We start from the raw sequence: 24624 nt of genomic DNA, 5'->3' as shown, positions 1-24624 counted from the left end.
CGGACGGAGAACCTGTATGCCTGGACCACTGCGGCCCCGCAATCGGCGGGGCTCGACCGACGAGGCGCTGATCAGGGCGGTGTACGAGGAGCACGGCAACGCCCTGCTCGCCTACGCCACCCGGCTGACCGGGGACCGGGCCGCCGCCGAGGACGTCGTCCAGGAGACGCTGATCCGGGCCTGGCGGCATTCCGAGGTCCTGGTCAACGGGAAGGGCTCGGTGCGCGGCTGGCTGCTCACCGTGACCCGCAACATCATCACGGACCGGTACCGGGCCAAGGCCGCCCGGCCGCCGGAGGTCTCCGGCTCGGCGGCGGCTCCCCCCGTCGAGGGGGACCACGCGGACTCGGTGGTGGACACCATGACGGTGCTCGGCGCCCTGGACCGGCTGTCGCCGGAACACCGGGACGTGCTGACGGAGTTGTACTACCGCCAGCACAGCGTCGCCGAGGCGGCCGACCGGCTCGGCATCCCGGCGGGCACGGTCAAATCGCGTTCGCACTACGCGCTGAAGGCCCTGCGCGAGGTGTTCGGGGACGGCGCCGGTGACGGCGCGAGGAGGAAAGGAACCGGCCGGCCGCCCCAGCAGCCCGGCGGACTGCGGGAGGTGGTGGCGTGAACCGTCAGCGGCACGAGGAGGAATCGGAACTGCTCGGCCCGTACGTGCTCGGCGTACTGGACGAGGAGGACGTACGGCGCGTCGAGGAGCACCTCGGCGACTGCGTGCGGTGCCGGGAGGAGGTGGCGGCGTTGCGCGAGATGGAGAGGGTGCTCGGGGAGGTGCCCGAGGAGGCCTTCCTGGACGGGCCCCCGCAGGGCGGGGACCTGATGCTCCAGCGGACCCTGCGGCAGGTGCGCGGGGAGCGGGCGGCGGCCGCGCGGTGGCGGGCCGGTGTGGTGGGCCTGGCGGCCGCGGCCTCGCTGGCGGCCGTGTTCTGGGCCGGGGCCCGGATGGGCGCGGACGCCGGGGACGTCGGGGCGCTGCCCCCGCCGCCCCCGCCGACGGCGTCCTCGGCGCCCTCGCCGCCGCCCGCGGGGACGCGGGTGGCCTCCGCGACGGACCCGGGTACGGGCGCGCGGATGACCGTACAGCTGACGCCCGCCGCCAAGTGGGTGCGGCTGCACGCGGCGGTGACCGGGGTTCCGGCGGGCGAGCGGTGCCGTCTGGTGGTGGTCTCCCGGGACGGTACGCGGTCCACGGCCGGCGGCTGGGTGGTGGGCACGGCGGAGCACGGCGAGGGCAAGGGCGCGGCCCTGGACGGCTCCGCGGCCGTGGACCCGTCGGACGTCAAGGAGGTCCTGGTGGTGAACGAGTCGGGCCGGACGTTCGTGTCCGTCCCGGTGTAGCCACCGTGCGGTACGGGGACCCGCGCGGGTCCCCGTACCGGCCGCTCAGGGGTTGTGGAAGCGGACCTCGGGGGCCTCGGGGCGGGGGCCGTCCAGGACCGGCCTGGGCTGCCCCTTGAGGTGCTGGTCGAAGAAGGCCGCCGCGTAGGTCCGGGTCAGTTCGACGGCGCGGGAGCCGGACAGCGGCGCCCCGGGGTGGGGCAGGCCGAGCTGGTCGCGGATGGCGGGGAAGTCGGTGGGGCCGAAGTGGTCGCTGCCGTCGACGGTGACCCAGCGCTTCCAGCCGTCGAGGTGGGGCCACGCCCCCGACCAGTCGCCGTTCTCCGGGCTCCCGGGCACGCTGGCGGCGGAGCCGAACAGCATGAAGGGGCGGCCGCCGGTCCCGCCGGCCGGAAGGGGCTCGGGCAGGCCCCCGTCCATGTCGAAGCCCGCACGGATCCGCTGGTCGGCGGTCAAGGCCGCCAGGGCGGCGGAGCCGCCCATGGAGTGACCCCCCATGGCGATGCGCCGCGGGTCGATGAGCCCCGCGTGGCGCCAGGCCGGGTGGCGGGCGGTGAGCCGGTCCAGCAGGAAGGAGACGTCCTCGGCCCGGACCCTTGCGACGGCCGCGTGGCCCTCCGGGCCCTGTGACCGGTCGCAGGCCAGGCAGGTCAGGATCCGGCCGCCGGGGAAGGCGGTGGCGGCGCTCTCGTACGCGTGGTCCACGGCGGCCACCACGTAGCCGCGGGAGGCCAGGTCCTCGGCGAGCGAGCTGATGGTGGCGCGGGGCACGGTGAAGCCGGGCGACAGCACGATCAGCGGGTAGCGGCCCTGGACGGGCCGGGCGCCGGCCCTGGCGTGGGACCGGGTGGCGGCGAAGGCGGCGGGGTCGATCAGCTGGTCGAGGTGCTTGTCGGCGAGGATCAGCCGGGCCTCCTCGGTGCTCAGGTAGGGCGCGGGGGCGCGGCCGGTGCCGTGCTGCGCGGGATAGCGCATGGTGACCATCAGCTCGCGGGGGCCGCTGCCCGCCCAGGGGTCGGTCCTGCCGCGGTCGACGAGGTGCAGGTCCTCCTGCCCGACCGCGAACCGCCCTGTGGGGGCGGGCAGTTCGGCAGCCCTCACAGGGGCGGCGGAGGCGGTGGAGGCCGCCGCGGCCGGGACGGGGAGCAGCAGGGCGAGCAAGGCGGCGGCAACGGCGGTGCGGCGTCTGATCGTCATGCGCCCCACGCTAGGCGCGCACCCGACGCCCCTCGTCGCCTCGCAGGCTGATCCCCCGTCACCCTCCGGTCGCAGCTGCGGCATCCTCAAGTCGTACGCACGTGACGGGGCCCGGGAACATGTCGGATTCCCGGGCCCCTGAGTGCCACGAAGAGCTGCTCGCCCCCTAGCCGTGCAGCCGCACCGGGAGGTCGTGCAGGTCGTTCTGGGTGAGGACCGGCTTGTTGCGGAGTTCCTCGCGGGGGACGGCCAGGGTGAGGGCGGGGAAGCGGGCGTACAGGGCCGGCAGGGCGACGAGGGCCTCCAGGCGGGAGAGCGCCGCGCCGGGGCAGACGTGGGGGCCGTGGCCGAAGGCGATGTGCCGGTTGGGGGTGCGGGTGACGTCGAACTCCCCCGCGGTGTCGCCGTGCTGGGCCTCGTCGCGGCCGAGCGCGCCGAAGGAGACGATCAGGCCCTCGCCCGCCGGCAGGATCCGGTCCCCGACCTCGATGTCCTCGGTGGCGAAGCGGATCAGGACGTGCGAGGTGGGGGTGGACCAGCGCAGGGTCTCCTCGATGACGTTCTCCCAGGGCACCTCCCCCTTGAGGACCAGGGCGCGCTGCTCGGGGTGGGTCTCCAGGGCGACGACGGCGTTCACGATCAGGCTGATGGTGGTCTCGTGTCCGGCGGCGACCATCAGCTGGAGGGTGTTGGTGATCTCCTCGGTGCTGAGGTGGTCGCCGTCCTCGGAGGCGGCGATCAGCGCGCTGGTGAGGTCGTCGCCGGGGGCGGTCCGCTTGGACTCCACGATCCGGGAGAAGAGCGCGCCGAGGTCCGCCATCATCTGGGGGACCTCCTCCGGGAGGGTCTGGGTGGAGAAGAACTTCTCGAAGAGGGCCTTCAGGCGCGGGTGTTCGGCGGGGTCGACGCCCATCAGCTCGCTGATGACGTTCATCGGCAGCGGGTAGGCGAAGTGCGCCTTCAGGTCGACCGTCCCGCCCTCGGGGAGGGCGGCCAGCGCGTCGAGCGAGCGCGTGGTGAGGGCTTCGATGCCGGCGCGCAGCTTCTCCACCCGGCGGGCGGTGAGGGCCTGGGCGACGAGGGTGCGCAGGCGTCGGTGCTCGTCGCCGTCGACGGTGAGCATGGAGCGGCCGGGGTTGGCGAGGCCTATGAGGGGCCAGTCGAGCGGGATCTCGCCGCGCTGCCAGGCGCCCCACACGTTGATGTCCTTGACGACCCGGGGGTCGGTGAGGAGCTTGCGGGCCTCGGCGTGGTGCGTGACGGCGTACACGGCGACGCCGCCGGGGAGGACGACGCGGGCCAGCGGGCCCGCGGCGCGCAGTGCGGCGCCCTCGGCGTCGAGGTCGGCGACGAAGGGGTCGAGGGTGAGGGGGGCGGGGCCGGTGTGGTCGATCGGGCAGGTCACGGGGTGGCTCCAAGCGCGGGGGTCGGTGTGTAGGTCACGGGGAGGGCGGTGAGGCCGCGCAGCCAGGGCGAGGGCCGCCGGGTGAGCTCGGCGGCCGGCCCGGCGAGGTCCACGTCGGGGAGCCGGTCGAGGAGGACCTCGATGCCGGTCCGGGCGATGGCCTCGGCGACCTCCTGGGCCGGGAAGGGGCAGCGGTGCTCCCCGTGGCCGAAGGAGAAGAAGGCGTTGTTCCCGCCGGTGAGGGCGCCCGCGTCGGTGCGTACGTGCGGGTCCCCGTTGGCGGCGGCCAGGCCCAGCAGGACCAGGTCGCCGCTGCCGATGCGCCGGCCGCCGAGGTTGGTGTCCCGGGTGGTCCAGCGGCCGGCGACGTTCTGGGTCGGGGTGTCCTCCCAGAGCACTTCGTTCATGGCCTCGCCGACGCTGTGCCGGCCGCCCGCCAGGGAGGCGGCGAAGCGGTCGTCGGTGAGCATCAGGCGCAGCGAGTTGCCGATCCAGTCGGCGGTGGGCTGGTGGCCGGCGGCCATCATCACCATCAGGTCCTGGGCGATCTCGTCGACGGTGAACCCGGCGGTGTTGGCCAGCATGCGGGAGGCGACGTCGGGTCCGGGCTCGGCGGCCTTGGCGGCGAGGAGCGCGTACATGGACTCGCCGAGGTGACGCTGGCCGTCGAGGGCCCCCTCCCGCCCGTTGATCATGTCGTTCATGGCGGTGACGAGGCCGGGGCCCTGCTCGTCGGAGAACCCGTAGATGCGGGCGAGGACGCGCAGGGGCAGGAGCATGGCGTACTCGCCGACGATGTCGCAGCTGCCCTTGCCGCAGAGCCCGTCGATGAGTTCGTCGGCGAAGCGTTCGGCGTGGCCCTTGAGTTCGAAGGGGTCGACGGATTCCAGCGCGTCGGAGATGACGGCGGCGCGCTCGCGGTGGCGTTCGCCGACGGTGTAGAGGATGGACGGCTGCTTGCGGCCGATCATCGGGAGCAGCGGCCAGTCGGCCGGGATGCGGTCCCACTGGTTCCACAGGTCGGAGTCGCGGGAGAAGAGCTGGGGGTCGCTGGTGACCTGGTGGAGTTCGCGGTAGCCGAGGACCAGCCAGGCCGGCACGTCCCCGTCGAGGACGACCGGGGCGACGGGGCCGTGGTCGCGGCGCATCTCCCGGTACAGCGCGGCGGGGTCGCTCTGGAAGCGGGGGCCGCCGAGGTAGACGGGCTGCGGCTCGGGGGTGGTCACGGGGTGGGCTCCGGGATGGGGTGGGGGACGGCGGCCGGCCGGCCGGGCCGGTGGCCGTGGAGTTGCTGGAGGTTCTGGAGGTGCTCGACGAGCGAGATGAGCACCTGCTTGCTGGACGCGCGCGAGCGGGCGTCGCAGAACAGCAGGGGCACCTCGGCGGGGAGGTCGAGGGCGGTGCGGACCTGCTCGGGGGTGTGGGCGGGCCCGCCGAAGTCGTTGCAGGCGACGACGAAGGGCGTGCCGTGGTGTTCGAGGCGGTCGATGGCGTACCAGGAATCCGCGAGGCGGCGGGTGTCGACGAGGACGACCGCGCCCAGGGTGCCGGAGAAGAGCCGGTCCCACAGGAACCAGAACCGCTCCTGGCCGGGGGCGCCGAACAGGTAGAGCACGTTGTGGGCGTCGAGGGTGATCCGGCCGAAGTCGAAGGCGACGGTGGTGGCGGTCTTGGCACCGATGCCGTCGGTGTCGTCGACGGCCTCGCCCGCCTTGGTCATCGTCTCCTCGGTGTTCAGCGGGCGGATCTCGCTGACCGAGCGGACCATGGTGGTCTTGCCGACGCCGAAGCCGCCCACGATCACGATCTTGAGGCCGTTGTCGGCGGTGCTGCTGAGGTTCTGCCGGGGCTCGCCCGGGTCAGAGGTTGCGGAGTCCAACGAGCACCTGCTCCAGGATGTCGGGGTCGGGAAGGCGGTACGTCGTCACGCGCGGGTGCCGGGCGCTGATGCGCCCGGCTGCGAGGAGGTCGGCCAGGAGGATCCGTACGATCGAGACGGGCAGGCCCAGTTCGGCCGCGACCTCCACGACAGCGGTCGGGTAGCGGCACATCCGCAGGATCGCCGCGTGCTCGGACTGGATGCCGGGGACCGGGTCGCACTCGGCGACGATCAGGGTCACCAGGTCGAAGGCGTCGCTCCCGGAGCTGCTGCGGCCGCCGGTGAGGGTGTACAGCCGGTCCGGGGAGTCGTCCCGGCCCGGCCTGACGCGGCTCAACCCCGGGGCCTGGCGATCAGATGCTCGCTCAGCTGCTCGACCAGCTCGGACATGTTGTGGCCGACGAGGCCCGCGTCGGCGTCCTCGGCGGCGACGAGCGCGAGGTGCGCGCCCTCGCCGGCCTCGACGATGAAGAGGATCCCGCCGTAGAACTCGGCCATGGCGGAGCGGACCCCGCCGGTGCCGTCGCCGAACTCGATGGACGCCCCGTGGGACAGGCTCTGGATGCCGGCGGAGATCGCGGCGAGCTGGTCGGCCTGGTCGACGGACAGCTCGGGGGTGCGGCACAGCTTGAGGCCGTCGCGGGAGAGCACGAGGGCGTGCCGGGCGCCGGGGGTGCGCTCCAGGAGTCCTTCCAGGAGCCAGCTGAGCGTCTCGTCGGTGGTGGGGCCGGTCATGGGGTGTCGTTGCCTTCCGGGTGCGGGGGGTTCGTGGGCTGCTGCGGCTCCGGGGCCGTGTTGCCGCGTACGGCTTGGCGGAAGCTGCCGAAGCGGGCGGCGGACCGGGACGCGCCGCCGGGGGCGGCCTGGGTACGGGCCGCCGCGCCCGCGGCGTCGGCCGCGGGCCCGTGCTGGGACTGGGCGGCTGCCAGGGTCCGGCCGCGCCGCCGCTGGGGCAGTCCGCTCTCGCCGAGCACCGGGTTCCGGCCGGTGGTCTCGGACTCCCCGGAGTCTACGGGGGTGTCGTGGACGGGCTCGGCCTCGGTCCGCCGTGCCGGTACGGCCGGGGAGGCGGGGGCCGGGGCGGGCTCGGGGACCGTCAGGAGGGCCGGGGCGGGGACGGGTTCGGCCGGGGCGTGGCTGATCAGCTCTTCCGGGATCATCATCAGCGCGCCGGTGCCGCCGCGCGCGGAGGGGCGGAAGGAGACGGTCAGGGCGTGCTTGCGGGCGAGCCGGCCGACGACGGCGAGTCCGAGGCGGGTGCCGGAGAGCCCGGCGAGGTCCAGGGACTCGGCGGTGACGGCCTGTTCGGCGCGGCGCAGCTGGACCTCGCTCATGACGAGGCCGCTGTCCTCGACGGTGATGACGATCCCGGCCGGCACCTCTTCCACGTAGACGTGGACCTCTGCGGTGGGCGGCGAGAAGTTGGCGGCGTTGTCGAGGAGTTCGGCGAGGGCGTGCATGACGCCCTCGGCGGCGTGCCCGGCGACGGCGGCCTCGCTGGTGGAGTGGAGACGGACGCGCTGGTAGCCGCCGATGCGGCCCATGGCGCCGCGCAGGATGGACTCCATGACGATGGGCTTGGCCCAGCGGCGGCCGGAGCGGGCTCCGGTGAGGACGGCGATGGAGTCGGCGAGGCGGCCGGCCTGGGCGGTGCGGTGGTCGAGGTGGAGGAGGTCGCCGAGGACCTCCTCGTCGGCGTGCTTGTGCTCCATCTCCCGCAGGTCGGCCAGCATTCCGGTGGCGAGGGCCTGCATCCGGCCGGCCGCGTTGGCGGCGGCGGCCATGGCGGCGGCCCGGCCCGACTGGGCGCGGCGCAGCTCCTCGCCCAGGCGCTCGCGGGTGGCCTGCTGGGCGGCGGTGAGCCGGTCCAGTTCGGCGGTGTGCGAGGTGACGAGGTGGTGGAGTTCGGCGGCGTGGGCCGTCGTCAGGTGCTGTACCTCTGCGGCGTGGTCCGTGGTGAGCCGGGTGTGGTCGGCGGTGCGGGCCGCCGCGTCGCGGGCGCCGTCGGCCGTCAGCCGGGCGATGTAGGCGTCACGGGCGGAGAGTTCGCCGGCCAGGTGGGAGAGGCGGCCGCGCAGTTCCCGGGCGGTGCGGGCCCACCAGGTGACGGCGGCGGCGGAGACCGCGAGCAGCAGTGAGCCGGAGAAGGAGAACCAGGCGAGGGGGGTTTGGACGGCCGACGGGGCCGCGGCCACCGCCGCCGTGGACAGAGCACCCGCGGCCGCTGCGGTGACCAGCAGGGCGAGCGCGGAGGGGCGGAGGGGGGAGGGCGACGCCGTCATCAATCAAGGCCTCAAACCGGGCGTAAATGGAAGAGAAGGTTCCTGTGGCAACGGGGCACAACTATAAGAGGATTGTTGATCGTTTTGGAAAGGTCTTGATAAACATTACGTTGAGTAGTGCCCACTTAGGCTCCTTCTGGAGCGGTTTCGGGGCTATGCCATGGCATCCTGTGACGTCACAACTCGCCGGACGGAATCGGCGGACGTCCGGGGAAAACGGGGAAGGTCCATGAGGCTCTGCTTCCTGGTGGAGGAGCACTACCGCCACGACGGCATGCCCAACGAAGTCGTCCGGCAACTGACCGCCTGGGGCCACCAGGTGGACGTGGTCCGCCCGGGCGGCTCGCTGCTGCGCATGGACGGCCTGGTCCGGGCCGGCGCGCACGACGCCTGGGTGCTCAAGACGGTGTCCGGCGGTCCCGGGCTCACCCTGCTGGAAGCCGCGGCCGCCGCGGGCACGACCACCGTCAACGACGCCCGGTCCATCCGCGGGGTGCGGGACAAGGCGCTGGCCGCCGCCCTGGGCAGCGCCCGGGGGCTGCCGCTGCCGCCCACCTACGCCCTCGCCCGGCCCGAACTCCTGGCGGGCCTGCCGGACAGCGCGTACCCGCTCGTGGTCAAGCCCGCCGACGGCAGCTCCGGGCGGGGCGTGCACCTGGTGCCCTCGCCCGACCGGCTCGCCGCGCTGCTGCCCGAACTCTCCGGCGAGGGCATGCTCATCGCGCAGCCCTACGTCCCGAACTCCGGCACCGACCTCAAGGTGTACTGCGTGGGCGGGGAGCTGTACGCCACCGAGCGCCGCTCCCCCCTGCACCCGGACTCCCCCGTCCGCGAACGCCGGGTGCGGCTGCCCGCCGAGGTGGCGCGGATCGCCGCCCGGGTGGGCGAGGTGTACGGGCTGGACCTGTACGGGGTCGACGTCCTGCTGGGTCCCGACGGGCCCGTCGTGGTCGACGTGAACGACTTCCCGAGCTTCCGCCAGGTGCCGGACGCGGCCGCGCGGGTCGCGCGCGCCGTACTGGACCTGGCCCGCTCGGGTGGCGGGGGCCCGGCCGCCGCGCCCCTGCCGCCCGCGCGCCCGTACGCCCGGCCGCTGGCCGTTCCCGCGCAGGCGGCGGCCGGGGCGGGGGACGGCGCGTGAAGGTCGGCCTGATCACCCCGGACGCCGGGCACCCGCTGCTGGCGGCCACCGCCGCGCTGCTCGCGCCCGGGCACGAGGTACGGGTGCTGGACCCGGCGGCCGGCGCCGCCGCGGCGGCCGCGGAACCGGCCGACGTGTACCTGTTGAAGGCGCGGACCCCCTCGGCCCTGGCCCTCGCCCGGGAGCTGGAACGGCGCGGGGCGACCGTGGTGAACTCGGCGGCGGCCACCGAGCGCTGCCAGGACCGCGCCGGCATGGCCGAGCTCGCGCTGCGGGCCGGGCTCCCCTTCGCCGCGACCCGGACCTACGACTCGCTCGCCGGGCTGGGGGCGCAGGTGCGGCCCGGCCGGCCGGTGGTGGTCAAGAGCAGGCTCAGCCGCAAGCACGACCTGGTCGCCCGCTTGGACGGCCCGCAGGAGCTGCGCGCGCTGGCCGCCGCGGGCTGGGAACGGGAGCCGGTCGTGGTCCAGCCGTTCGCCCCCAACGACGGCTGGGACCACAAACTGTGGGTGATCGGCGACCGGGTCTTCGCCGGCCTGCGCCGTTCCGAACTCGCCGCCGGGCAGAAGGAGCCGGCCCGTCCGCTCGGGCCGCTGCCCGACGGCTGGGCCGAACTGGCCCTGGCCGTGGGGGCCGCCTTCGCCCTGGACGTGTACGGCGTGGACGTCATCGCCACGCAGGACGGCGGGCCGCTGATCGTCGACGTCAACGCCTTCCCCGGCATCCGCGGCCAGGCCGGCGCCCCGGAAGCCCTCGCGGCCCTGGCCCTGAGCCGCGCCGGACGACCGGTATAGCCGTCGGGGCACAGGGCCGCCGGTCCGGGGGACGGTGTGCGTAGACTCGCATCGGCGCGACCCATGACGACGAGGATTCCATGCACCCCGCCGACGAAGACCCGCAGCGGCTGGACCCGGCCAGCCTCCACAACGCGAGGACGACGATCGTCCAGCTCCTCGGCCGGGCGGGGGTTCCCGCCGGCTCCGCCGAGGAGCTGATCGGGCTCGTCGAGGCCGGGGTCCTCGCCGCCGCCCACCGGGAGACCGAGGACGCCTCGCGGACCGCACCCGCCGGCAAGGGCGAACCCTACGAGTCGGGCTGGCTCGACGGCGCCCGCGCCCTCGCCGACGAACTCGGCGGGATCGCCGAACGGGCCCTGGGCCGGGCCGTCGCCGCCGGTCCGGCGGAGGACTCCCCCGGGGACCGGCCGCCCGTACGCCGGATGGAGGTGGAGCGGGCGAGGGTGGCGGTGACCCCCCTCTACCTGTCCTTCAGCACCGTCTCCGACCTCGACCCGGAGGTCTCCGAGCAGGTGCTCACAGCCGTCCTCGGAACGATGGGCCCCCGGCAGCGGGCCGGTTACGCGGGCCGCCTCGCGCAGTTCGCCGCCGCCCACCGCCCCCACCTGACCCGGCTGTACGAGCAGTACGGCCCGGGCAGCGCCATCGCCCTCCACGGCCGCTACTCCCTGCTGCACTCCCCCACCAGCCTCGCCGTACTGGAACGGCTCGCCGCGTCGCCGTCGGCGCTCCGCGAGGAGTGGGACGCCGCCGAGCTGCCGCCCTCCTGGCTGGACGGGCTGACCTCGTCCTGGGAACCGTCCGAAACCCCCTAGGCAGCGAGGAACCCCTCGACCGCGCCGGTGAAGGCCTCCGGGTCGTCGAGCCACGGGAAGTGGCCCGCGCCCGCCTGGACGGTGAGCGCCGCGTCCGGGAAGAGGGCGGCGTACTCGGCCATCGCACGCGGCGGGGCCGCCACGTCGGCCTCGCCGGCCAGCAGCAGCACCGGCGCCGCCAGACCGGCGAGGGCCCTGCGGGTGGCGTCCGGGTCGAAGGCGCCCTCGGCCCCGTACGCGGCCGCGGCCTCCTGGTTCCTCTGCCCGGCCTCCGCGGCCCGGTGGGCGCGGGCCGCCCCGTCCCAGCGGCCGTACCAGAACGGGGCGACGGCCCCCGTGGTGGCGGCCGTGCCGCGGCCCGCGACGAGTTCCTCCAGGGCCGTGTACGCCTCGGCGAACCAGGGCTCGCCGGCACGCAGCCGGGCGGCGTCCAGGCGGTCGTCTCCGGCGACCGGGACGCCGACGGCGAAGACGCTGGGCGTGACCAGCAGCAGCCGGCCGACGTGCCCGGGGTGGCGGGCCGCGTACAGGGCGGCGAGGTTCGCTCCGGCCGAGTGCGCCAGCAGGTCGACCGTCTCCAGGCCGAGGTGTTCGCGCAGGGCCTCGACGTCGCCGACGAGCCGGTCGCAGCGGTAGCCCGCCGGGTCCGCGGGGACGGCGGATCCTCCGGTGCCGCGCAGGTCGAGGCGGATCAGGCGGCGGTGCGGGAAGAGGCCGTCGAGGCCCGCGAGGTAGGCGGAGTCCTGCATGGGGCCCCCGGGCAGGCAGACCAGCGGGGTCCCCTCCCCCCCCTGTCGTGGCAGGCGAGGCGGGTTCCGTCGTATGCGGAGAAAGTGATCACGGGCCGGACCCCGTCAGCCGCGTTCGGGCAGGTCAAGCGGATTCTCCCGGCCTCGCGAGTCGGCCGTCCGGCGCCCGCGCGCCGCCAGGAACACGGCGCCGCCCGCCCCGGCCGCCAGTGCTCCGCCCACCGTCGCCAGCCAGACCGGGATGCCGCCCGCCGTGAGGATCTCGTCGTGGTAGACGGCCCGCCGGTAGGGGGCGTCCTCGGCGGTGGCGCGCAGTTCGTGGTCCCCGTCGATGCGGGACGGGTCCGGGAACCGCTGGTCGATCGCGGTCAGGAACACCGGCTTGCCGCCGGTCAGCTCGCCCAGGGCGCCCTCCGGTGTGACGGTCCCGGCGAAGGTCACCTCGGGTGCGGCACCGCCGATCGCGGAGCCGGGCTCCATCCGGTGGTCGGCGAGGATGTAGAGGCCGAGGGACTGCGGGGTCCGGGCCAGCCGTGACAGCCGCATCGGGTAGACGAGGCGGGCGCTGTCGAAACGGATGCGCAGCGGGTCGAGTTCGCCGCGCAGGCTCCGGTCCCGGTCCCGGGGGACGAGGCGGACGGCGACGTACTCCCACTTCTGGTCCACGTACGGCTTCAGCTCGGTGGCGAGCCGGTCGGGCAGCTTGAAGCCGTTGGCCTCCAGCCAGGTGCGCAGCGCTTCGGGGTCGGTGGCCGTCAGCCGGGCCACGTCGAAGTCGCCGAGCCGCTCGTGGCCGACCACGCCCACCGGTTCGCCCGCGCCGGGCGCGGCGCCGACCGCTCGGTCGTCCGACCAGGAGGAGAAGGGCCAGTCGCGCTCGCGCGGCCAGAAGTACGTACGGGTCCTGCGCTCGGGCCGGGTCAGGTCGGTCAGTTCCGGGAAGAGCGCGGGGTTGCCGAGCTCCACGGTGGCCCGGCCCGGGACCGGCATGATCCAGGCGGCGCGGCGGGCGTCGCCGCCCACGGTGAACCGCATCACGATCTCCTCCGTGCGCCCGTCCCAGCGCACGACGGAGCTCTCGCGGTCGACCCCGATCCGGTAGGCCTCCTCGGGGATCATCGCCCCGCAGCCGCACGCGTAGGCGGGGCTGATCAGGGACCCGATCTGGGTCGCGAGCAGGGCGAACAGCAGTGCCAGGATCCTTCTCTTCATCCACACGGGGTCTCAGACGTGGCCGCCCGGCGCCCGGTTCCGCCCGCGGTCGCGGCCGGGCCGTCCGGCCTGCGGACGGCCTCCTCGACCGGGGCCGGGCCCCGCTCCCATACTTGGGCCCCATGAGAGGGAAGGAACAGCCGCCGCGCACCAGCCCGCTGGTGCCCGCGGCCGTGCTGGAGACCATCGCGCGGTACGACTGGGAGTCCGTCGTCTGCGGCTGCGGCCGCTCGGCCGGGCACCTGGAGGGCATCCTGTGGGACGCGGCCGAGGGTCATCCGTCGGCCTACCACGCGCTGGAGGGGCACGTGTTCGCCCGGTCGCGGCTGTGGCCCCCGGCCCCGGCGGCCTGCGCGGTGCTGATGGCCGTCTGGACGGCGGGCCCGCCCCGGCTGGCGACCCGCGAGGCCCTGCTGTGGACGCTGCTCGCGCTGCTGAACTCCGAGGACGACGGGACTCCGTACGAGGCGGGGCTCTACGGCCAGTGCGCCGCCCACGTCCGGGCCGGCCTGCCGCTGCTGAGCGGCGGTCTGGCGGGCCGGCCCGGTTCGGTGTCGGCGGCCTACGCGGAGGGGATCGTCGACCTCATCGCGCTGTGCGCGTGAGGCCGCCCAGCAGGCCCGTGGTGACCTCCTCCAGGGAGGCCGCGAAGGTCCGGGCCGGCGAGGCCGGCACCCCGAGCAGCGAGGGCACGACCAGGACCGGGCAGCCCGCCGCCTCGGCCGAGGCGGCACCGTCCGGGGAGTCCTCCACCGCCACGCACTCCCCCGGCTCCAGTCCCAGGCGCGCCGCGGCCGCCGCGTAGGGGTCGGGGTGCGGCTTGGTGCGGGCGGTGTCGTCGGCCGAGAGGGTGAAGGCGAAGGGGACCTCGGCCAGCGCGCCCGTCACGACCTGGTCGACCACCACCCGGGGGGAGGCGCTGACCAGGGCGAAGGGCACGCCCTCGGCCTCCAGCGCGGCCAGCAGCCGCCGCGCGCCGGGGCGTACGGGGGCCCCGGCGGCGACCCGGCGGAAGAACCCCTCGGTGAGTTCGGCGGCCACGGCGTCGGACGCTTCGGCGCCGGCTCCGGTGACCCGTACCAGGTGCGCGGCGGTGTCCGCGACGGCCCGGCCGACGACCTCGGGGGCGTCGGCCGGTCCGAGCGCGTGGCCGAGCCGGGCGGCGGTCTCCTCGGTGGTCCGCCACCACAGCACCTCGGTGTCGACGAGGGTCCCGTCCATGTCGAAGAGGACGGCGGCCGGTGCCCTCACGGGGTGCCCGCCTCGACGAGCACGGGCCGCCGGGCCGGGCGTACGCGGGCCCGTGCGCCGGGCGCCAGCTCCGCGGCCTCCCGGGACGGCAGGTCGGCCTTGACCCGGGTGCCGTCGGCGAGGTCCAGGTGCAGGCGGGTGACGGCGCCGAAGAAGGAGGCCGACACCACGGTGTCCGCGCCCTCGGGGTCGGCGGCGACGTCGAGGTTCTCGGGGCGGACCAGCACCCGCACCCCGGAGGTGCCCGCGGCGGGGGCGGGGCCGTCGACGGGCAGGCGGACGCCGGCCGCCTCGACCTCGCCGGCGCCGGTGAGCCGGCCGGGGATCCGGTTCATGGTGCCGACGAAATCGGCGACGAAGGGCGTCGCGGGCCGTTCGTACAGCTCGGCGGGGGCGGCGCACTGCTCCAGCTTCCCGGCGTTGAGCACGGCGACCCGGTCGGCCATGGACAGGGCCTCCTCCTGGTCGTGGGTGACGAACACGGTGGTGATCCCGAGGGAGAGCTGGAGCCTGCGGATCTCCTCGCGCAGGTTGGCCCGTACCTTGGCGTCCAGGGCGGAGAGCGGTTCGTCGAGCAGCAGCACGCGCGGGCGCAGCGCGAGGGCGCGGGCGAGGGCGACGCGCTGCTGCTGGCCGCCGGACATCTGGTGGGGGTAGCGGTCGCCGTGCTCGGGGAGGCCGACGAGGTCGAGGAGTTCGGCGGCGCGTTCGCGGCGGCGGGCCGCGGGGACCTTGCGGACGCGCAGGCCGAAGGCGACGTTCTCGCGGGCGTTGAGGTTGGGGAAGAGGCTGTACGACTGGAAGACCATTCCGGCGTCGCGGCGGTTGGCCGGGACCCGGGTGATGTCCTCCCCGTCGACGAGGACCTCGCCGGAGTCGGGCTGTTCGAAGCCGGCGAGCACGCGCAGGGCGGTGGTCTTGCCGCAGCCCGAGGGGCCGAGCAGGGCGAGGAGTTCGCCGGGTTCGACGGTGAGGTCGAGTCCGTCGAGGGCGACGGTGCTGCCGAAGGCCCGGCGCAGTCCGCGGAATTCGACGCGGGCGCCCCCGCCGGCCGTGGCTCCGGCGGCTTCGGTTCCGGCCGGCTTCCCGGCCGCGGGAAGGGTGGTGGACATGTGGGTCAGGGCTCCTTGCGGGAGGGGGCGGGGGCCGTGGTGGACGGGGTGGTTCCGGCCCGCGAGAGGGCGAGCAGCAGCAGCCAGGTGATGAGGAGGCTGAGGATGGAGACGGCCACCGACATCCGGGCCTGGGCCCCGGAGATGGACACGATCCACACGGCGAAGGGCCTGAAGCCGAGCAGCGAGGCGATGGTGAACTCGCCGAGGACCAGCGCGAGGGTGAGGAAGGAGGCTCCGGCGAGCGAGGCCCGCAGGTTGGGCAGCAGCACCCGCAGGACCACGTGGGGCCAGCTCGCGCCGCAGCTGCGGGCGGCCTCGACCAGGGTGGGGACGTCGACGGCGCGCAGGCCCGCGTCGAGGGAGCGGTGTACGAAGGGCAGCGCCAGCACGGTGTAGGCGAGGACCAGTACGACGGGGAACTTCTCGTTCTGCACGGCCAGGAAGGTCTGGTACAGCGGGGTCCGCGACAGGTGCTCGGGCCCCCAGCGCAGCACGGTGGTGATGCCGGTGACCAGGGCGATGGGCGGCACCACCAGGGGCAGCGTGCACATCACCTCGACGACGGGCCGCAGCCTCGGCGAGCCGATCCGTACGGCGATCAGCGCGGGCACGGCGAGGAGCAGGCACAGGGCGATGGTGGCGGCGGCGAGGCCGAGGGAGAGCAGCAGGCTCTCGGTGAAGCCCTCGGCGCCGAGCAGCCGGGTGTACGCCTCGAAGGTGACGCCCTGGCCGGGGACGTGGACGGTGAAGACGAAGGAGGCGACGAGCGGGAGCAGGAAGTACGCGCCGGCGAGGGCGAGCACGGCTCCGCGCCACACGCGCGGCCGGGGGCGCCGGCGGGCACCCGCGCCCTGGGCCGCGTACGTCCGCGGGGCGGTCTCGGTCATCGCAGCCATCGGGCGCTCCGTCGCTGGAGGGGCAGGTAGACCGCCATGACCAGGCCGGCGATCAGGATCATGTCGAGTCCGAGGGCGAGCGCCACGTTCTCCTGGCCGGTGAGCACGTTGCCGGAGAGGGCGTCGGCGATCTTCAGCGTCACCAGGGGCACGGAGCCGCCGACGAGGGCGGCCGCGGTGGCGTGGGCGGCGAAGGCGGTGCCGAAGAGCAGGACGAACCCGCCGAGCAGGGAGGGTGCGAGGACGGGCAGGCCGACGTGGCGCCAGAACTGCCAGGTGCTCGCCCCGTTGTTGCGGGCGGCCTCGCGCCACTGGGGGCGCAGTCCGTCCAGTGCGGGGACGGTCACGATCACCATCAGGGGGATGAGGAAGTACAGGTAGACCACGGTGAGGCCGGTGAAGGAGTACAGGTCCCAGCCGAGGCCGGTGAGGTCGGCGAGCTGCGTGACGACCCCGGAGATCCCGGCGGTGGCGATGAAGGCGAAGGCGAGCGGCACTCCGCCGAAGTTGGCCAGGACGCCGGAGGCGGTCAGCGCCGCGGAGCGCAGGGCCGTGGAACGGGAGGTGGCCAGCGCGTGGGCGACCAGCACGCCTAGCACCGCGCCGAGGAGGGCGGTGAGGGCGGAGAGCTGGACGCTTCCGGTGAGGGAGCCGAGGTAGGGGCCCTGGAGGGAGCGTGCGAGGTGCTCGCCGGTGACCCGGGTGGCGCCGGTGGCGGGGTCGGTGCGGGTGACCGCGCCGAAGGCGATGGCGCCGAGGGGGATGCCGAAGCAGAGGCCGGTGAAGGCGAGGAGGGGGAGGGCGGCGAGCCAGGTGCGCGGGCCGCGCCGCCGGCGGCGGGGGGTGGTGCCGCCGGCGGTCCCCGTCGTGAGGGGGGTGGTGGGGGCGGACATCAGCTGAGGGCCTTGTCCCACTTCTCGGCGAGGGTGGCCTTGGCCTTGTCGAGTTCGGCGGAGGCCGGGAAGGAGGGGGTGCCCTGGACCTGCGGGAGCTTGGTCACGGCGTCCTTGTCGGCGGTGCCGTCCTGGGTCATGCCGGGGAGCAGGACCGGGCGGGCGTGCCCCTTGAGCCAGATGTTCTGGCCCTCGGTGCTGTAGAGGAACTCCATCCACAGGCGGGCGGCCGCCGGGTGGGGGGCGTCCTTGTTGATGGCCTGCGAGTAGTACTGGGCGTAGACGCCGTCGGTGGGGACGACGGTCTTCCAGTCGACGCCCTTGCCCTTGAACTGCTCGGCGTAGCCGGCGTTGAGGTAGTCCCAGTCGATGGAGATGGGCGTCTCGCCCTTCTCGACGGTGGCCGGGGTGGACTCGACGGGGATGAAGTTGCCGCTCCTGCGCAGCTGTCCGAAGAAGTCGATGCCGGGCTGGATGTCGGCGAAGGAGCCCTTGTTGGCGAGGGCGGCCGCGTAGACGCCGCCGAAGGCGGAGCCGGACTTGGTCGGGTTGCCGTTGAGGGCGACCTTGCCCTTGTACTCGGGCTTGAGGAGGTCGGCGAAGGTCTGCGGGCAGTTGGGGATCTTCGCGGCGTCGCAGCCGATGGAGACGTAGCCGCCGTAGTCGTTGTACCAGCGGCCGTCGGCGTCCTTCTGGGAGGCGGGGATCTTGTCCCAGGCGGTGACCTTGTAGGGGGCGAAGAGGTTCTCGGCGGCTCCGCTGCGGGCGAAGGCGATGCCGAGGTCGAGGACGTCGGGGGCGCGGTCCTGGCCCTTGCGGGTCTTGACGGCGGCTATCTCGTCGGAGCTGGAGGCGTCCGGGTTCTCGCTGGAGATCTTGACCTTCGGGTACTTGGCCTGGAAGGCCTTGACCATCTCGCCGTAGTTCGCCCAGTCCGGGGGCAGCGCGATGACGTTGAGCTTGCCCTCCTTCTCGGCGGCGGCGACGAGGGCCTCCATGCCGCCGAGGTCGGCGACCGAGGCGGCGGTGGCCGGCTGGGCCTTGGCCTTGCCGTCGGCCGCGGTGCCCGCGGCGGGCTGGTCAGGAGCGGCGCCGCACGCGCTGAGCGTGGTGAGGACGGCGGCGCCGAGCAGAACGGCCGCACCGCGACGGGCGGAGGAACTGAACACGGTCTCTCCCGGAGACTAAGGGGGGTTTCACTTGCCAGGCATCACTTGTCTGAACAAGTTGGCTCCAGTTCGCCCGGGCCGCCTGTACGGGCGGTGAACGGCGGCTGGACCGCGGAGCACGGCTCGACGAAGACACGAGAATGGCCGGAAGAAGTCGTGACAGAGCCTGCTGGAATGATCATGAGTCGATCAGGGGAACGCGCGATCAGGGGGCGAACGGCATGGGAACGGTCCGATATCTGGAGATCGCGGAGGCCTTGCGGGCCGCGATCCTTTCCGGCGAGTACCCGGTGGGCGCCAGGCTGCCCTCCGAGAGCGACCTCGCGGCCCGCTGGTCCGTCTCGCGCGGCACGGTCCGCCAGGCCGTCGCCACCCTCGCCGCCGAGGGGCTGATCGGCTCCAGCCAGGGGGCCCGGCGCATCGTCCTGCGCCACGAGCGCCGGCACAGCTTCGGCGAGCTGAACAGCTTCGCGCAGTGGGCCGAGGGGGTCGGGCACGAGGCCCGCGGCCGGTTCCTGTCCCGGACGCGGCGGCCGGCGACGGCGGAGGAGGCCGAGCGGCTCGCAGTGGCGCCGGGCACGGAGGTCCTGGCCGTACTGCGGCTGCGACTGCTGGACGGGGAGCCCACGATGGTGGAGCGCACCGCCTACGCCGACTGGGTCGCGGCGGCGGTCGAGGCCCTCCCGGCCGACTGCCGTTCGGTGATGGACAGCCTGGCGGCGGACTCCGGGATCACCGCCCACTACGGCGAGCACCTCATCGACGCCCTCCCCGCGGGCAGCGAGGACGCCCGCCTGCTGGAGATCCGCCGCGGGAGCCCCCTGCTGCGCCAACGACACGTCTCGGCCACCCGCACGGGCCGCCCGATCGAGTGGTCCGACGACCGCTACCGGGCCGGGAGCGTCACCTTCAGTGTGAGCAACTCGGCGGTAGCAACCCCGTTGGAACGCCACCCGGGCACCGACCGCTGAGCCTGCTCCTCCGCGCGCCCGCCGGACCGGAACCTCTGACAGGCGGCGGCCGCGCGTAGCAGGATGGCCCCGGGCCGATGGCCGATGGCCGCCGGCAACTGCCGGGTGGCGGGAGGGGGATGGCGTTGGCGGAGTGCCTCGTCCGGGAGGGGCGCTGGGCGCTCTGGCTGGTCTGCGGCTGCTACCTGGTGGTGGTGTACATCACCAGCCGGGGCCTGATCGCCGCTCCCCGCTACCGGATGCTCCAGGCGCGCGTCCACGACTGCCGCGCCCGGATCGACGTGTGCGCGGCCGGGCCGGCCCAGGGGTCGGCCGCGCTCCAGGCGGTCACCGGCCGGCTGGACCGGCTGGAGCTGAACGGGCAGGTGGTCTGGCGCCTGCTCCCCCGGCGCTGGGTGGTGGCCATCCCGCTGTCCAAGCTCGCCCCCGCCTGGCGGGTGCTGCACGAGGCCGAGGGCCAGCTGCTGCGGCTGGAGGGCGCCGAGGAGATCTCCCTGCGCGTCCACGCCCTGCGGCTGCGGCTCGCCTCGGACCACGAGCCGGCGCACCGCTCACTGGCCGCGGAACTCGCCGCGGCCTCCGGCGACCCGGCCGCCGAACGGGCCCTGCTGTTCGCCGTCACCGAGCAGCTGGCCCGGCAGGAGGACGAAGCGTTCGAGCGCGAGTACGAGCTCCAGCGGATCGCCCTGTGGCTGGCCCTGACCGGCCTCGGCGCGGTGCTGCTGATGGGGCTCGTGCTGGACCACCGCCTGTCGCTGCTCCTCGGCGGGCTGGGCGGGTTCCTGTCACCGCTGATCGGTGTGATGCGCGCGCAGCGGCCCGCCTCCTGGGGCGTCCTCGTACTGGCGCCGGTCGGCGGAGCGCTGGCCGCGCCCGGCGGGCTGCTGCTGGTGCGGATGCTCGCCGACCCCGAGCTGAACCTGCTGGGCCAGGTGTTCCTGGACAACTCCTGGGGCGCGCCCGGCCGGCCGATCGCGCTGGCGATCGCCCTCCTGTTCGGCTTCTCGGGCACCCTGTTCTCCCGCCTCGCCCTCGCGGCGACCGGCCAGCTGATGCCGGTCGCGGGCCGCGCGGCCCCGCGCGGCGGCGTCCCGGCCCAGGCCACGGCGCCGCCCGGGCCTACGGGACAGCAGGTGCCGTAGCCACGGGGGTGCCCGTTGTCGGGGGTGGCTGGCAGCATCACCCCATGAAGATCATCCGTACCACCCCGCCCCGGCCGGTCGACATCACCTCCGTCGTGCCCGGCCTGGCCGCGCTGGCACGCCCGGCGACCCGGCTGCACCCCCGCGCCGGAGAGCCCACGGCGCGGGACAGCTCGGTCGGCGGGCCGCTGCTGTGGCCCGCCGACGAGCCGTGGCCCCACTGCCCCGCTCCTCATCCGGACGGGGGCCTCTCGCTGGAGGCTCTGCGGGTGGACCGGGCCCTGCAGGCGCGGACCGCGATGCACCTGGCGGGCATACCCGTCGTCCCGGAGCACACGCCGGAGGAGAAGGCCGTCCTGGAACGGATCGACTGGGACGCCGAATGGCCCGAAGGCCCGCTCCCCCTGGTGCCCCTGTCCCAGCTGTACGTGCGTGACGTCCCCGTGCTGCGCCGGCACGCGCGGTCGGGGACCGATCTGCTCCAGGTGCTGTGGTGCCCCTTCCACCACCCGGACGACGACTTCCACATGCCCAGGACCGTTCTGGTCTGGCGGTCCGCGGCCGCCGTCACCGACGTCCTCGCCGCGCCCCCGGCCCCCGCCGGGGTGGAGTCCGAGGAGTACGTGCCCGTGCCGTGCGTGCTCGCGCCGGAGCAGGTCACCGAGTACCCCGACCCGGGGGAGCTGGACGAGGAGCTGCTGGAGCAGCTGAAGGACTGGAGCAGGTGGGAGGCGGCCGGATCCGCCGCGGACCCCTCCTACGCCCTCCACCCGGACTCCTACTACTCGAGCAACCTGTGCGCAGCCCCCGGCTGGAAGGCCGGCGGCTACCCCAAGTGGGGCTACACCGACCCCGTCGCCCGGACCTGTCCCGACTGCGGCACCGGAATGGATCCGCTGCTGACCGTCGACACGTTCGAGTGGAGCGACGACAACCGCAGCTGGATCCCGTACGAGGACCAGGAGGCCCAGGCCCCCGCCGACGCGCGCCACGACCACATGTGGATGCCGACCGCGATCCAGATCGGCGGCAGCCACAAGCAGCAGCTGTACGTCTGCCCGGCCTCGCCGGACCACGCCCACCTGGAGGTGATGCAGTGAGGTACGTCCTGTTCGACGTCGACGGCACGCTGATCGACGCCCTGGACAACCAGCGCCGGGTCTGGCGGACGTGGGCGCGGCGCCACGGCCTGGACCCCGACGAGGTCCACCGGGTGGCGCTGCGCACCCGGCCGCTGGAGACCTTCGCGGAGGTCGCTCCGGACCGGGACCCCCGGGAGTGCCTCGCCGCACTGCACGAGCTGGAGGACGAGGACGTCCGCACCGGCAGCTACGGGGCCTTCGACGGCGGCCCGGAACTGCTCGGCGCCCTGCGGCCCGGGACCTGGGCGCTGGTGACCTCGAACTACGAGCACCGGGTGCGCGGCCGTTTCGCGCGGACGGGCCTGCCGGTCCCGGAGGTCGTGGTGGACGCGGCCTCCGTGGAGGAGGGCAAGCCGTCGCCGGTGCCCTACCTGAGGGCGGCCGCGCTGCTCGGCGCCCGCCCGGAGGACTGCCTCGTCATCGAGGACGCGCCGTCCGGGGTGCGGGCCGGGCTGGATGCCGGGATGACGGTGTGGGGCGTCAACACCGCCGAGCCGGTGGACGGTGTGCACCGCCACTTCGGCACCTTGCGCGAAGCCGTGGACGACGTCCTCGCCTTCGCTTCGGGCTCCCTCCCCGGCCGCCCCGCCTGACGGGGCCCAGGCCGTCTCTTTCGGATCTTGCCGGTCGAGCCCGCGTCTCCCCCGGCTACTGCTGGGAGGGGTCCCCGGGTGCCGTGCATCGGCGCGTTGGCGGGGCGCCCTTGTACTGGACGTAATCGGGTGCTCCGCCAACGCGGCGAGGTGCGGTGCCGGGCGGCGCGGGCCTGGGGGCACCTCCCAGCGGTAGCCGGGGGAGCAAGATCCGGAAGGGACGGCCTACAGCCGGCGCAGGCGGCGCTGGGCCGAGGCGGCCGCGAGGCGGGCCGTGCGGGCGGCGCGGTCGGCCTCGCGGTGGCGGGCTTCCGCCTCGGACACCGCCGCGTACGCCAGGTCCCGCGCGGCCCGGGCCTGTTCGGCCTCGCCCAGCAGGCGCTCGACGGCGGCGTCGGCGTCGGCCGCGCGGGCCACGGCGTGCTGCCGGGCCTCCTCCGCCACCCGCAGCTCCTCCTCGCGGGCGGAGACGGCCCACGCCGCGTCCTCGGCAGCGGCCCGGGCGGCGGCCAGCCGGGCGGCGCGTGCGGGGTCGGCGGCGGGCCCGCGCGCCGCCGACCCCGCACGGCCCGGCTCCGGCCCGGCGCCCGTCCCTGGCTCCGGACCGGATTCCGGTTCGGATCCGGCTCCAGGTCCGGGTCCCGCTCCGGGTCCGGGTCCGGGGCCCGCTCCGGCTCCGGCTCCAGCTCCGGGGCCGGGCCCCGCTCCGGGGCCGGGTCCCGCTCCGGATCCGGATCCGGGTCCGGGTCCGGGGCCCGCTCCAGCTCGGGGCCCCGCTCCGCTTCCAGGCCCGAGTCCCGCTCCGGGTCCCGCTCCGAGTCCCGCTCCGGATCCGGGCCCCGCTCCGGGTCCAGGCCCGAGTCCCGCTCCGGGTCCAGGCCCGGGTCCCGCTCCGGGGCCGGGCCCGGGGCCGGGTCCGGGGCCAGATCCAGGCCCGGGTTCCGGTTCGGGGCCGGGTTCCGGTTCGGGACGGGACGCGGTGGTCGGGGCGGGGAGTGCCACGTCCGGGTCGACCGCCGGGAACTCCGACACCGGCGCGGGGGCCCGTACGAGCCGGCCCGAGGCCCACTCCCGGGCCGCGTCCGGGTCGGCGAGGACGGCGTGCAGGATCCCCTCCAGCTCCCGCACCACCGCCTCGGAGACGGGGGTCCCCGCCTCCTCGGCCAGCCGCGCGGCCTCCCGCGCGAGCGCACCGATCACCACGTGCTGCTGGTGCGAGAGGTCCCGCAGCCGTTCCCCGTCCAGGGAGCGGTGCGCCGCCCGCAGGGTCTGCCCGAGCTGGAGGAACTGCTCGGTCTCGTCGGGCTTCGCCCGGACCAGCGTGTTGGACGCCCAGGCCGCGAGCGTCGGCCGCCGCAGGGCCGCGATCCGCCTGGCCGCCGCCGGGTCCCCGGCCTCCTTCACCCGGGCCGCGGCCTCGTCCCGCGCCGCCGTGAACCCGGCCGGGTGCGGCAGGTACAGCGCGTCGACGATCTCGTCCAGATCCAGTTCCGCATCGGCATCCACGCGCCCCACTGTCCGCCATGGCCGGCCGCCCGGGGCGCCCGCGCCCCACGGCCACGCGGGTGAATGGCGCCGGGCCGCCGGTTCCCGTCCCGGGCGCGGCCCGTTGGAGGGGCGTGAACGGCCCGCCGCTCCCCCGCATCCGCTCCACGGTCCGCGACGGCGTCCTCTCCGTCAGCCTGGCCGGGGAGTTCGACCACTACAGCTGCGCCCCGCTGCACGTCCTCCTCGACCGGGCCGCCGCCCTCGGCGCCCGCCGCCTCGTCATCGACGCGGCGGAGGTCGAGTTCTGCGATTCGGCCCTGCTCGACGCCCTGGAGCGGTGGTCGCGCGGCGGCCGCGGCTGGGAGCTGGCCGCCGCGTCGCGGCCGGTGCGGCTGCTGCTGGAGCTCTGGGAGCGGGTACGGGCTCCGCTGCCGCCCGTCAGCGGTCCGTCCCGGCCGGCTCGACGACCCGGCCGTCGCGCAACTCGACCACCCGGTCGGCGAGTTCCATCAGCTGCGGATCGTGGGTGGCGACCAGGGCCGTGACGCCCTCGCTGCGCACGACGGCGCGCAGCAGCCGCATGATGGAGCGGCCCGTCTCGGAGTCGAGCTGGCCGGTGGGCTCGTCGGCGATGATCAGGGCGGGTTCGTTGGCGAGCGCGCGGGCCAGGGCGACGCGCTGCTGCTGACCGCCGGAGAGCTCCCCGGGGCGCTGTTCGGCGTGCTCGGCGAGGCCGACAAGGGCCAGCAGGGTGCGTACGCGTTCCTCGCGCTGCTGTGCCGGGACCTTGCGCATGCGCATCGGTACGCCGACGTTCTCGGCGGCGGTGAGGACCGGGATCAGCCCGAACGACTGGAAGACGAAGCCGATCCGGTCGCGGCGCAGCGCGAGCAGGCCGCTCTCGTCGAGGGTGGAGAGGTCGGTGCCGTCGAGTTCGACGGTGCCGCCGCTGGGGGTGTCGAGGCCGCCGACCAGGTTGAGCAGGGTGGTCTTGCCGGAGCCCGACCGGCCCTTGAGCGCGGTGAGTTCGCCGCGCCGCGCCTCGAACGTGACCCCGCGCAGGGCGTGTACGGCGTTCGCGCCGGTGCCGAAGCTCCTGCGCAGGTCGCGCACCGCCATCATGGGCGGCGGGGCGTCGGC

General features: G+C 75.0%; 26 protein-coding genes and 1 pseudogene. 11 read left to right on the top strand and 16 right to left on the bottom strand.

Annotation, left to right across the window (positions count from 1 at the left end; translation table 11 throughout):
• The first annotated feature begins 16 nt into the window (after positions 1-16).
• Together OG553_RS31840 and OG553_RS31835 are read left to right on the top strand one after the other, a co-directional pair.
• Positions 17-619 (top strand): sigma-70 family RNA polymerase sigma factor, encoded by a 603-nt coding sequence (locus tag OG553_RS31840; RefSeq protein ID WP_405982298.1) that lies wholly within the window; start codon positions 17-19, stop codon positions 617-619.
• On the top strand, positions 616-1347 hold the full coding sequence (locus OG553_RS31835; protein ID WP_405982297.1) for an anti-sigma factor family protein: 732 nt from the start codon (positions 616-618) through the stop codon (positions 1345-1347). The genes OG553_RS31840 and OG553_RS31835 overlap by 4 nt, the downstream gene beginning before the upstream one ends.
• A 45-nt stretch (positions 1348-1392) precedes the next feature.
• On the opposite strand, the gene OG553_RS31830 is transcribed toward OG553_RS31835, so the two are convergent.
• The 7 genes from OG553_RS31830 to OG553_RS31800 form a co-directional block, all read right to left on the bottom strand.
• The gene (locus tag OG553_RS31830) at positions 1393-2544 is read right to left on the bottom strand and encodes an alpha/beta hydrolase family protein (protein WP_405982296.1); all 1152 of its coding nucleotides are present in this window, start codon (positions 2542-2544) and stop codon (positions 1393-1395) included.
• Positions 2545-2710: 166 nt separating this feature from the next.
• Positions 2711-3949 carry a cytochrome P450 gene (locus OG553_RS31825; RefSeq protein WP_405982295.1) on the bottom strand — a complete coding sequence of 413 codons (1239 nt, stop codon included), beginning with the start codon at positions 3947-3949 and terminating at the stop codon, positions 2711-2713.
• Positions 3946-5175: a cytochrome P450 gene (locus OG553_RS31820; RefSeq protein ID WP_405982294.1), complete on the bottom strand. Its 1230-nt coding sequence runs from the start codon at positions 5173-5175 to the stop codon at positions 3946-3948. Before OG553_RS31820 ends, OG553_RS31825 begins: the two co-directional genes overlap by 4 nt.
• Positions 5172-5828, bottom strand: coding sequence for a GTP-binding protein (locus tag OG553_RS31815; RefSeq protein ID WP_405982293.1), 657 nt, complete (start codon positions 5826-5828; stop codon positions 5172-5174). Before OG553_RS31815 ends, OG553_RS31820 begins: the two co-directional genes overlap by 4 nt.
• The gene (locus tag OG553_RS31810) at positions 5809-6165 is read right to left on the bottom strand and encodes a DUF742 domain-containing protein (RefSeq protein WP_125817928.1); all 357 of its coding nucleotides are present in this window, start codon (positions 6163-6165) and stop codon (positions 5809-5811) included. The genes OG553_RS31815 and OG553_RS31810 overlap by 20 nt, the downstream gene beginning before the upstream one ends.
• The gene (locus OG553_RS31805) at positions 6162-6563 is read right to left on the bottom strand and encodes a roadblock/LC7 domain-containing protein (protein WP_125820074.1); all 402 of its coding nucleotides are present in this window, start codon (positions 6561-6563) and stop codon (positions 6162-6164) included. Before OG553_RS31805 ends, OG553_RS31810 begins: the two co-directional genes overlap by 4 nt.
• A complete protein-coding gene (locus OG553_RS31800; protein WP_405982292.1) occupies positions 6560-8110 on the bottom strand; it encodes a sensor histidine kinase in 1551 nt (516 codons plus the stop codon). Before OG553_RS31800 ends, OG553_RS31805 begins: the two co-directional genes overlap by 4 nt.
• A gap of 229 nt (positions 8111-8339) precedes the next feature.
• Between OG553_RS31800 and OG553_RS31795 the strand changes: the two genes are divergently transcribed.
• The 3 genes from OG553_RS31795 (at position 8340) to OG553_RS31785 (ending at position 10863) form a co-directional block, all read left to right on the top strand.
• Entirely contained in the window at positions 8340-9251 is a 912-nt protein-coding gene (locus tag OG553_RS31795; protein WP_405982291.1) for a RimK family alpha-L-glutamate ligase, read from the top strand.
• Positions 9248-10045 carry a RimK family alpha-L-glutamate ligase gene (locus tag OG553_RS31790; RefSeq protein WP_405982290.1) on the top strand — a complete coding sequence of 266 codons (798 nt, stop codon included), beginning with the start codon at positions 9248-9250 and terminating at the stop codon, positions 10043-10045. Before OG553_RS31795 ends, OG553_RS31790 begins: the two co-directional genes overlap by 4 nt.
• A gap of 80 nt (positions 10046-10125) precedes the next feature.
• Positions 10126-10863 carry a hypothetical protein gene (locus OG553_RS31785; RefSeq protein WP_405982289.1) on the top strand — a complete coding sequence of 246 codons (738 nt, stop codon included), beginning with the start codon at positions 10126-10128 and terminating at the stop codon, positions 10861-10863.
• Here OG553_RS31785 and OG553_RS31780 read toward each other — a convergent pair.
• Positions 10860-11704, bottom strand: a pseudogene (locus tag OG553_RS31780) (alpha/beta fold hydrolase). The gene OG553_RS31785 and the pseudogene OG553_RS31780 overlap by 4 nt on opposite strands.
• A gap of 13 nt (positions 11705-11717) precedes the next feature.
• Positions 11718-12824 carry a DUF2330 domain-containing protein gene (locus tag OG553_RS31775; protein WP_405982288.1) on the bottom strand — a complete coding sequence of 369 codons (1107 nt, stop codon included), beginning with the start codon at positions 12822-12824 and terminating at the stop codon, positions 11718-11720.
• Between the two features lie 122 nt (positions 12825-12946).
• Between OG553_RS31775 and OG553_RS31770 the strand changes: the two genes are divergently transcribed.
• Complete coding sequence (locus OG553_RS31770) at positions 12947-13429, top strand: hypothetical protein (RefSeq protein WP_405982287.1); 483 nt, start codon at positions 12947-12949, stop codon at positions 13427-13429.
• Here the strand turns inward: OG553_RS31770 and OG553_RS31765 are convergent.
• The 5 genes from OG553_RS31765 to OG553_RS31745 are packed head-to-tail and all read right to left on the bottom strand — an operon-like array spanning position 13410 to position 18148.
• Positions 13410-14075 (bottom strand): HAD family hydrolase, encoded by a 666-nt coding sequence (locus OG553_RS31765; protein WP_405982286.1) that lies wholly within the window; start codon positions 14073-14075, stop codon positions 13410-13412. The genes OG553_RS31770 and OG553_RS31765 overlap by 20 nt on opposite strands.
• Entirely contained in the window at positions 14072-15187 is a 1116-nt protein-coding gene (locus OG553_RS31760; protein WP_405982285.1) for an ABC transporter ATP-binding protein, read from the bottom strand. The genes OG553_RS31765 and OG553_RS31760 overlap by 4 nt, the downstream gene beginning before the upstream one ends.
• A 5-nt stretch (positions 15188-15192) precedes the next feature.
• Positions 15193-16077 carry an ABC transporter permease gene (locus OG553_RS31755; RefSeq protein ID WP_405983198.1) on the bottom strand — a complete coding sequence of 295 codons (885 nt, stop codon included), beginning with the start codon at positions 16075-16077 and terminating at the stop codon, positions 15193-15195.
• Entirely contained in the window at positions 16074-16979 is a 906-nt protein-coding gene (locus tag OG553_RS31750) for an ABC transporter permease (RefSeq protein WP_405982284.1), read from the bottom strand. Before OG553_RS31750 ends, OG553_RS31755 begins: the two co-directional genes overlap by 4 nt.
• Positions 16979-18148 (bottom strand): ABC transporter substrate-binding protein, encoded by a 1170-nt coding sequence (locus OG553_RS31745; protein WP_405982283.1) that lies wholly within the window; start codon positions 18146-18148, stop codon positions 16979-16981. The genes OG553_RS31750 and OG553_RS31745 overlap by 1 nt, the downstream gene beginning before the upstream one ends.
• Before the next feature lie 221 nt (positions 18149-18369).
• Between OG553_RS31745 and OG553_RS31740 the strand changes: the two genes are divergently transcribed.
• The 4 genes from OG553_RS31740 to OG553_RS31725 all read left to right on the top strand — a co-directional run bounded on the left by OG553_RS31740 (position 18370) and on the right by OG553_RS31725 (position 21996).
• Positions 18370-19119, top strand: coding sequence for a GntR family transcriptional regulator (locus tag OG553_RS31740; protein ID WP_405982282.1), 750 nt, complete (start codon positions 18370-18372; stop codon positions 19117-19119).
• 119 nt (positions 19120-19238) lie between these two features.
• Positions 19239-20261, top strand: a complete 1023-nt coding sequence (locus OG553_RS31735; RefSeq protein ID WP_405982281.1) for a hypothetical protein — start codon at positions 19239-19241, stop codon at positions 20259-20261.
• Positions 20262-20305: 44 nt separating this feature from the next.
• Entirely contained in the window at positions 20306-21361 is a 1056-nt protein-coding gene (locus tag OG553_RS31730) for a hypothetical protein (RefSeq protein ID WP_405982280.1), read from the top strand.
• Positions 21358-21996 carry an HAD family hydrolase gene (locus OG553_RS31725; protein ID WP_405982279.1) on the top strand — a complete coding sequence of 213 codons (639 nt, stop codon included), beginning with the start codon at positions 21358-21360 and terminating at the stop codon, positions 21994-21996. Before OG553_RS31730 ends, OG553_RS31725 begins: the two co-directional genes overlap by 4 nt.
• Positions 21997-22221: 225 nt before the next feature.
• Here the strand turns inward: OG553_RS31725 and OG553_RS31720 are convergent, their stop codons facing one another.
• The gene (locus tag OG553_RS31720; RefSeq protein WP_405982278.1) at positions 22222-23502 is read right to left on the bottom strand and encodes a hypothetical protein; all 1281 of its coding nucleotides are present in this window, start codon (positions 23500-23502) and stop codon (positions 22222-22224) included.
• Between the two features lie 113 nt (positions 23503-23615).
• On the opposite strand from OG553_RS31720, the gene OG553_RS31715 reads away from it, so the two are divergent.
• A complete protein-coding gene (locus OG553_RS31715; RefSeq protein ID WP_405982277.1) occupies positions 23616-24029 on the top strand; it encodes an STAS domain-containing protein in 414 nt (137 codons plus the stop codon).
• On the opposite strand, the gene OG553_RS31710 is transcribed toward OG553_RS31715, so the two are convergent.
• On the bottom strand, positions 23923-24606 hold the full coding sequence (locus tag OG553_RS31710; RefSeq protein ID WP_405983197.1) for an ABC transporter ATP-binding protein: 684 nt from the start codon (positions 24604-24606) through the stop codon (positions 23923-23925). The two genes, OG553_RS31715 and OG553_RS31710, sit on opposite strands and share 107 nt — an antisense overlap.
• Positions 24607-24624 lie beyond the last annotated feature (18 nt).

Origin of the sequence: Streptomyces sp. NBC_00158 (genome assembly GCF_045160885.1) — a bacterium.
Taxonomy (GTDB): Bacteria; Actinomycetota; Actinomycetes; order Streptomycetales; family Streptomycetaceae; genus Streptomyces.
Note: the sequence above shows the minus strand (reverse complement) of the source record. Positions and strands in the feature narration are given on the sequence as shown.

What these genes read in the sequence shown, in the direction of transcription:
- OG553_RS31840 (WP_405982298.1), top strand. Translation starts at nt 17, where the DNA reads ATGCCTGGACCACTGCGGCCCCGCAATCGGCGGGGCTCGACCGACGAG.
- OG553_RS31830 (WP_405982296.1), bottom strand. Translation starts at nt 2,544, where the DNA reads ATGACGATCAGACGCCGCACCGCCGTTGCCGCCGCCTTGCTCGCCCTG.
- OG553_RS31805 (WP_125820074.1), bottom strand. Translation starts at nt 6,563, where the DNA reads ATGACCGGCCCCACCACCGACGAGACGCTCAGCTGGCTCCTGGAAGGA.
- OG553_RS31800 (WP_405982292.1), bottom strand. Translation starts at nt 8,110, where the DNA reads ATGACGGCGTCGCCCTCCCCCCTCCGCCCCTCCGCGCTCGCCCTGCTG.
- OG553_RS31795 (WP_405982291.1), top strand. Translation starts at nt 8,340, where the DNA reads ATGAGGCTCTGCTTCCTGGTGGAGGAGCACTACCGCCACGACGGCATG.
- OG553_RS31785 (WP_405982289.1), top strand. Translation starts at nt 10,126, where the DNA reads ATGCACCCCGCCGACGAAGACCCGCAGCGGCTGGACCCGGCCAGCCTC.
- OG553_RS31775 (WP_405982288.1), bottom strand. Translation starts at nt 12,824, where the DNA reads ATGAAGAGAAGGATCCTGGCACTGCTGTTCGCCCTGCTCGCGACCCAG.
- OG553_RS31770 (WP_405982287.1), top strand. Translation starts at nt 12,947, where the DNA reads ATGAGAGGGAAGGAACAGCCGCCGCGCACCAGCCCGCTGGTGCCCGCG.
- OG553_RS31760 (WP_405982285.1), bottom strand. Translation starts at nt 15,187, where the DNA reads ATGTCCACCACCCTTCCCGCGGCCGGGAAGCCGGCCGGAACCGAAGCC.
- OG553_RS31755 (WP_405983198.1), bottom strand. Translation starts at nt 16,077, where the DNA reads ATGACCGAGACCGCCCCGCGGACGTACGCGGCCCAGGGCGCGGGTGCC.
- OG553_RS31750 (WP_405982284.1), bottom strand. Translation starts at nt 16,979, where the DNA reads ATGTCCGCCCCCACCACCCCCCTCACGACGGGGACCGCCGGCGGCACC.
- OG553_RS31740 (WP_405982282.1), top strand. Translation starts at nt 18,370, where the DNA reads ATGGGAACGGTCCGATATCTGGAGATCGCGGAGGCCTTGCGGGCCGCG.
- OG553_RS31735 (WP_405982281.1), top strand. Translation starts at nt 19,239, where the DNA reads ATGGCGTTGGCGGAGTGCCTCGTCCGGGAGGGGCGCTGGGCGCTCTGG.
- OG553_RS31730 (WP_405982280.1), top strand. Translation starts at nt 20,306, where the DNA reads ATGAAGATCATCCGTACCACCCCGCCCCGGCCGGTCGACATCACCTCC.
- OG553_RS31710 (WP_405983197.1), bottom strand. Translation starts at nt 24,606, where the DNA reads ATGATGGCGGTGCGCGACCTGCGCAGGAGCTTCGGCACCGGCGCGAAC.